Below are 6900 nucleotides of genomic sequence, written 5' to 3'. Positions count from 1 at the left end.
ACCGGCGGCCGCTGCCGACGCTGGCGCGCGACGCCGAGCGCGCGCTGCTCGGTTACGCCTGGCCCGGCAATGTGCGTGAGCTGGCGCATGCGATGGAGCGTGCGGCGCTGCTGGCCGATGGCAGCACCCTGGGCAGCGACGACCTGCGCCTGCAGCCGGCGACGAATGCCGCGCCGGCACTGTCGACGCAACTCACCCTGGAAGAAGCCGAGGCGCTGCTGCTGAAGCAGGCGCTGGCGCAGCACCAGGGCAATCTGCAGCGCACCGCCGACCAGCTCGGCATCACCCGGCAGAGCCTGTACCGGCGCCTGGGCAAGCACGGGCTGCGCAGCGATGACGCCGGCTGAGCGACAACGCTTCCGGCCGCTGTGGCTGGTGGCGCCGGCCTTGCTGGCCTTGGCGCTGGTGCTCGTCGCCGGCGCGCCGCGGCTGCCCGAGGCGATCGTGCTGCTGCTGTGCGTGCTGGTGCTGACCATGGCGCTCTGGCGCTGGCAGCAGCGCGATGCCGGGCAGCGCCTGCGCACCCTCGGTGGCCTGCTGGACGCGCTGCGCGAGGGCGACTACAGCGTGCGTGCGGCGCAGGACGCGCGCGATGCCGACGGCCTGCTGGCGCGGTTCAACGCCCTGGCGCAGCGCCTGCAGGACGAACAGCGCGATTCGCACGAAAGCCTGCAACTGTTGAGCAAGACCCTGGCAGCGCTGGACGGGGCGGTGTTCGCCTTCGAACAGGACCAGCGCCTGCGCCTGGTCAATCCGGCCGGCGAGCGCCTGCTCGGCGTCGCCGCCCAGCAGGCCATCGGGCAATCCGCGCAGGCGTTGGGACTGGCCGGCCTGTTCGACGTGCCGTCGGGCAGCATCCAGGCGCATGCGTTCGCCGGGCAGCAGGGGCGCTGGCAGATCGGCCACGCCGCCTTGCGCAGCCGCAGCCAGGCCGGCCGGCTGCTGCTGGTGCAGCCGATGGAGCGCGCGCTGCGCGAGGAGGAGGCGCAGGCCTTCCGCCGCCTGCTGCGCGTGCTCAGTCACGAGATCAACAACTCGCTGACGCCGATCGCCTCGATCGCCGACACGCTCGCGCGGCTGCTGGCGGCCGCACCGCAGGCGCTCGACGCCGAGCTGCAGGCCGATCTGCACAACGGACTGGGCGTGATCGAACAGCGCAGCGCGGCGTTGCAGCGCTTCCTGGGCGGCTACGCGCGGTTGGCCAGGCTGCCCGCGCCGGTCCCGGCGCCAGTGGCGCTGGCGCCGCTGTGCGCGCGCGTGCAGCGGCTGCTGGACGATGCACGAGTGCAGGTCGAGGTCGCGCCGTCGCTGCATGCGTGCGCCGACGCCGACCAGCTCGAACAGGTGCTGATCAACCTGCTGCGCAACGCGCTGGAAGCCGGCGGCAGCGCGCCGGTGACGCTGCGCGCGAGTGCCGACGGCGCCAGCGTGTCGATCGAGGTGTGCGACGGCGGTGCCGGCCTGCCGCCCAGCGACAATCTGTTCGTGCCGTTCTTCACCACCAAGCCCGGCGGCTCGGGCATCGGCCTGGTGCTGTCGCGGCAGATCCTGGAAGCGCAGGGCGGCAGCCTGAGCCTGGAGGCTCGTACGGACGCGCAAGGCAGCGTGGCGACGCTGCGATTGCCGCTGGCGTAGTGGCAGAAGGAGCGCAGTGTTGCTGGTGCCCCGGAGCAGTTGGGCACCCATCGTCGGCGATACCGAACGGGCAAGGGATATCCCGCTCGCCGCGCCGTCGCCGCAACAGGCAAAATGGCCGCTTCCATCGGGAGCCCGCATGCCACTGGACGACACCGCCGCTCCGCACGCCGCGCGGCGCCCCCGGCGCTGGACGCGCCTGCTGCCGTGGCTGCGCTGGGGCACGGTGGCGCTGCTGTCGAGTCTGTTGTTGCTGGACCTGGCGTTTCCGCTGCCGCTGCCAAAGTCGCGCGACACCTCGACCCTGGTGGTGGCCGCCGACGGCACCCCGCTGCGTGCTTTCGCCGACAGCAACGGCGTCTGGCGTTATCCGGCCACCCCGGACAGCGTCTCGCCGCTGTACCTGCAGGCGCTGCTGAACTATGAGGACCGCTGGTTCTGGCAGCACCCCGGGGTCAATCCCTGGGCGCTGCTGCGCGCGGCCAAGCAGTGGGTGTTTTCGCGCCACATCGTCTCCGGTGGTTCCACCCTGACCATGCAGGTGGCGCGCATCCTGATGCCGCCCGAGGTCAGCACGCGTACGCCGTGGGGCAAGGCGCAGCAGGCGCTGCGTGCGCTGCAGTTGGAGGCGCACCTGAGCAAGCGGCAGATCCTGCAGCTGTACCTGGAACGCGCGCCCTACGGCGGCACCATCGAAGGCGTGGAGGCGGCGAGCTGGGCCTACCTGGGCAAGCCGGCCGCGCGTCTGTCGCAGGCCGAGGCGGCGTTGCTGGCGGTGCTGCCGCAGGCACCGAGCCGGTTGCGTCCGGACCGGCATCCGGAGGCGGCGCGCGCGGCGCGCGACAAGGTGCTCGAACGCATGGTTGCGCTGCGCGTGTGGCCGCGCGCACAGGTCGACGATGCGCGCATCGAACCGGTGGTGGCGCGCTCGCTGCAGACGCCGCTGCACGCCGCGCTGCTGGCCGAGCGCCTGCGGCAGCAGCGCCCGCACGCCGCGCACATCGTGTCCACCCTCGACGCCGACCTGCAGCGCAACCTCGAAGACCGGGTCAGCGCCTACTTCTCGCAACTGCCCGAGCGCACCTCCGCGGCCTTGCTGGTGGTGGACAATCGCGACCTGCAGGCGCGCGCCTACATCGGCTCGGTGCAGTTCGGCGACCGCCGCCGGCTCGGCGACGTGGACATGGTGCAGGCCTGGCGGTCGCCCGGCTCCACGCTCAAGCCGTTCCTGTACGGCATGGCCCTGGACGATGGCCTGATCCACTCCGAAAGCCTGCTGGTCGACGCGCCGCAGAGTTTCGGCGACTACCGCCCGGGCAATTTCGACGAAGCCTTCAACGGCCCGATCGGTGCGGCCAGCGCGCTGCGCCTGTCGCTCAACGTGCCGGCGGTGGATCTGCTCGACCGGGTCGGGCCGGCGCGCTTTGCCGCGCGCCTGAGCAACGCCGGCATCGGCCTGAAGTTCCCGCGCGGCAGCACGCCCAACCTGGCGCTGATCCTCGGCGGCACCGGCGCCAAGCTGGAGGAACTGGTCGGCGCCTTCGCCGCGCTCAACCGCGACGGCATCGCCGGCCACGTGCGCTACAGCGCAACCGACAAGCGCATCGAACGGCGCCTGATGTCGCCCGGCGCGGCCTGGATCGTGCGCGAGATGCTCGAGGCCAATCCGCGTCCGGGCTACGGCGTCGGCACCTTCGACGTCGGGACGCGCCCGCGGGTAGCGTGGAAGACCGGCACCAGCTACGGCTACCGCGATGCCTGGGCGATCGGCAGCACCCGCCGCTACACCGTCGGCGTGTGGGTTGGCCGTCCCGACGGCACGCCGTTGCCCGGCCAGTACGGCGCGGTGACCGCCTTGCCGCTGATGTTCGAGACCATCGACAGCCTGCCGCGCCTGCGCGGCGATAACGCGCCGCGGCCGATGCCGGCGACGGTGCAGCAGGTGGACGTATGCTGGCCGCTGGGCATCGCCGCCGAGCAGACGCCGCCGGCGTTGTGCCAGCGCCGTTTCTCCGCCTATGCGCTGGACGGCGCCGTGCCGCCGACCTTCGCCGAGCGCGACGCGCGGCTGTGGAGCGCCGGCCGCGAGACCGTGCAGGTGGACGCGCACAGCGGCCTGCGCCTGTCGCCGGACTGCGCGCAACCGCATGAGGCGGTCACCCGCGACCTGGCGCGCTGGCCGGCGCTGCTGACCCCGTGGCTGCACGCCAGCGAGCGCCAGGCCGGGCAACTGCCGGCGCTGTCACCGGACTGCCGCGACGACGGCCGCGGCCGCAGCGACGTATTGCGTATCGAAGGCCTCAACGACCGCGCCACCCTGGCACGCGCGCCGGGCAGCACCACGGTGCGTCTGCAGGTACGCGCGCTGGGCACGAGCGCCCCGGTGGACTGGCTGCTGGACGGCCGCTGGATCGCCCGCACCGAGGGCGCACGCACCTTCCAACGCGACTTCGCCGACGCCGGCGACCACACCCTGACCGCCCTGGCCAGCAACGGCGCCTGGACCCAGGTACGGTTCCGGGTGCTGCGTTGAGCAGAGGTGGCGCGCGCGTCTTCGTAGAAGCCAACAGTCATGCAACCACGACGACCAGCGTAGGCGGGCGATCCGACCTCGGAAGCAGTCGGGACTGAAGTCCCTCCCACATCGCTCCCGGACGCCGATAACTGCGAGTCCCTGTGGGGGGCGCTTGGCTTTGGCTGTTGCTGTTGCTTTTGACTTGCCGGGTTCCCTTCCGAAGCGGCGGCCAGTACGGGGAAAAACCCCGAAGGGGCGGCGCACAGGGACGTGCGCCGTTCGCGGCAGGGGCAGGATGCCCCTTCCGCGAATCCCCGGGATGGACGCGGACCCGGAGCGCGTTAGCGCGGAGGGCGCGAGGCAGGGTGTGCTTTCTTTTGGTTACTTTTCTTTGCACAAGCAAAGAAAAGTGACTCGCCGCAAGGCGAAAGCCTTTGCAGTTGCTTTAACCATGTGTGTCAGAAAAAAAGCACCATAGGAGCGGATTCAGCCGCGACAGGCGCCATCGAGCCAACCTGTCGCGGCTGAAGCCGCTCCTACGAGAGGGCGTAACGCTGAACCGGCTTACTTGCCGATCCAGCCTTCCAGCATGTCCGAGAACTCGTCGGCATGCTCTTCTTCCTGGGCCAGGATGTCTTCCAGGATGCGCTTGGTGGTGGTGTCCTTGTCGCCGACGAAATTGATCATCTCGCGATAGCTGTCGATGGCGATGCGCTCGGCGATCAGATTCTCCTTGACCATGTCGCGCAGATCCTCGCCTTCCTTGTACTCGGCGTGCGAGCGCGCGGTCAGCGTGTCCGGATTGAGGTCCGGCTCGCCACCCAACTGCACGATGCGCTCGGCCAGCTTGTGCGCGTGCGCCTGCTCCTGCTGCGCGTGCTCCAGGAACTCGGCCTTGACCGCATCGGCGAGCATGCCGGAGGCCATGAAGTAGTGGCGGTAGTAGCGCAGCACGCACACGTACTCGGTGGCGAGCGCGTCGTTGAGCATCTTGATCACCGCCTCGCGGTCGGCGCTGTAGCTCTTGGTGATCGCGCCGTCCTCGATGCTCTGGCGGGCGTTGGCGCGCAGCGTGGCGGTGTCGGTCAGGCCGGCGGTGTGCTGCAGCGGCTTGGCATCGGTCTTCGGGGTGGCTGGCTTGTTGGACATGGCTGGCCGTTTCCTGTGGTGGGTAAGGGGATCAGTCGGGAAGGTGCTGCAGCACGTAGTCGGCGGCGGAGACCTTGAACTCGCCCTGCGCCTCGACGAACAGCGCCTGCACCACGCCGTCGTCGGCGTACAGCGCGAAGCGGCGCGCTCGCACGCCCATGCCGTAGCTGCTGGCGTCCAGTTCCAGGCCCAGCGCCTTGGCGAAAGCACCATTGCCGTCGGACAGCATCTGCAGGCCGTCCGGCACCAGCTGGCTCTTGCCCCAGGCCTGCATCACGAACGGGTCGTTGACCGCCATGCAGTACACCTCGATGCCGCGCTTGCGGAACTCTTCGAAGTGCTCCACATAGCCGGGCAGGTGCTTCTCCGAACAGGTCGGGGTGAAGGCGCCGGGCACCGCGAACAACAGCGCGCGGCGGCCGTCGAACAACGTGCGCGTGTCCACGGCTTCCACGCCGTCGCGGATGCGCTGCAGCACCACTTCGGGAATGCGTTCGCCGGTCTGGATGGGCATGTCGGGCTCCTTGGATGAACCGAGTCTAGAAACGGAAATGGGAAGGTGGCGTCAACGCCTTGAAAAGCGGCGCGGCAGGCCTATCTGACCGGCATGGACGGCGGGCCGGTCCCGCCGCCGCGAACCGTCCCCTCGGGGGTGTACCTCATTCACGTTTCAGGAGACCACGATGAGCATCGTCCGTTATCGCCAGTGGCCGGCCCAGGCCGCATTCCAGAACGAGATCAAGCAGGTGTTCGACCGCTTCTTCGACCCCAACGGCGGCACCGACGAATCGGCCGTCGTCACCGCGCAGTGGGTGCCGCGCGTGGACATCAAGGAGGAGCCGGAGCGCTTCGTGCTGTACGCCGACCTGCCGGGTATCGACCCGTCGGAGATCGAGGTGTCGATGGACAAGGGCATCCTCTCGATCAAGGGCGAGCGCAAGAGCGAATCGGCCGCCGACACCGAGCGTTTCTCGCGCATCGAGCGCCGCTACGGCAGCTTCCATCGCCGCTTCGCGCTGCCCGACAGCGCCGATCCGGACGGCATTTCCGCCACCGGCTACCATGGGGTGCTGGAAGTGCGCATCCCCAAGCGTCCGGCGAGCACGCCGCGCCGTATCCAGGTCGATACCGGGGCCACGATCGTGCAGTAAGCGCCTGCTCGCAGCGGCGTCGCCACCGCGACGCCGCGCCCTCGCCGCCGGCCGTAGAATGGCCGGGCGATGGCGCAGTGCATGCAACCGGCCCGTTGCCGCAAGGCGGCGGGCCGACTCTTTTTGAGGTGATGGATGGAATTCAAGGATTACTACGCGACCCTGGGCGTGGAACCCAGCGCCGGCGATGCCGAGATCAAGACCGCGTACCGGCGGCTGGCGCGCAAGTACCATCCCGATGTCAGCAAGGAGCCTGGGGCCGAAGAGAAGTTCAAGGCGATCAACGAGGCCTACGAGGCCTTGCGCGACCCGCCCAAGCGCGCCGCCTACGATCAGTTGCGCGCGCAGGGCTACCGGCCGGGTGAGGAGTTCCACGCGCCGCCGAACTACGGCGGCGCGCAGGGCTTCGACTTCGAGGAAGTGTTCGGCAACGGCGGCGCCGGCGGCGGC

Annotated in this window: 7 protein-coding genes; 5 read left to right on the top strand and 2 right to left on the bottom strand. The window is 70.0% G+C overall.

Going from position 1 to position 6900, the window contains the following annotated elements; translation table 11 throughout:
• From D180_RS10655 to pbpC, 3 genes are all read left to right on the top strand, one after another.
• On the top strand, positions 1-347 hold a 347-nt coding region (locus D180_RS10655; protein WP_043090803.1), incomplete at its 5' end, for a helix-turn-helix domain-containing protein.
• Between the two features lie 799 nt (positions 348-1146).
• Entirely contained in the window at positions 1147-1635 is a 489-nt protein-coding gene (locus D180_RS24195; protein ID WP_198526542.1) for an ATP-binding protein, read from the top strand.
• Between the two features lie 139 nt (positions 1636-1774).
• Entirely contained in the window at positions 1775-4168 is a 2394-nt protein-coding gene (pbpC, locus tag D180_RS10645) for a penicillin-binding protein 1C (protein ID WP_017912780.1), read from the top strand.
• A 546-nt stretch (positions 4169-4714) separates the two neighbouring features.
• Here the strand turns inward: pbpC and D180_RS10640 are convergent.
• Together D180_RS10640 and D180_RS10635 are read right to left on the bottom strand one after the other, a co-directional pair.
• Positions 4715-5299, bottom strand: a complete 585-nt coding sequence (locus D180_RS10640; protein WP_017912779.1) for a DUF892 family protein — start codon at positions 5297-5299, stop codon at positions 4715-4717.
• Between the two features lie 31 nt (positions 5300-5330).
• Positions 5331-5813: a peroxiredoxin gene (locus D180_RS10635; RefSeq protein ID WP_017912778.1), complete on the bottom strand. Its 483-nt coding sequence runs from the start codon at positions 5811-5813 to the stop codon at positions 5331-5333.
• Between the two features lie 169 nt (positions 5814-5982).
• On the opposite strand from D180_RS10635, the gene D180_RS10630 reads away from it, so the two are divergent.
• Together D180_RS10630 and D180_RS10625 are read left to right on the top strand one after the other, a co-directional pair.
• Positions 5983-6450 (top strand): Hsp20/alpha crystallin family protein, encoded by a 468-nt coding sequence (locus tag D180_RS10630; RefSeq protein WP_010341349.1) that lies wholly within the window; start codon positions 5983-5985, stop codon positions 6448-6450.
• 135 nt (positions 6451-6585) lie between these two features.
• Positions 6586-6900 (top strand): DnaJ domain-containing protein (locus D180_RS10625; RefSeq protein WP_017912777.1); only part of this gene is annotated, 315 nt, incomplete at its 3' end.

This window comes from Xanthomonas sp. SHU 166 (assembly GCF_000364685.1).
Classification (GTDB): Bacteria; Pseudomonadota; Gammaproteobacteria; order Xanthomonadales; family Xanthomonadaceae; genus Xanthomonas_A; species Xanthomonas_A sontii.
Note: the sequence above shows the minus strand (reverse complement) of the source record. Positions and strands in the feature narration are given on the sequence as shown.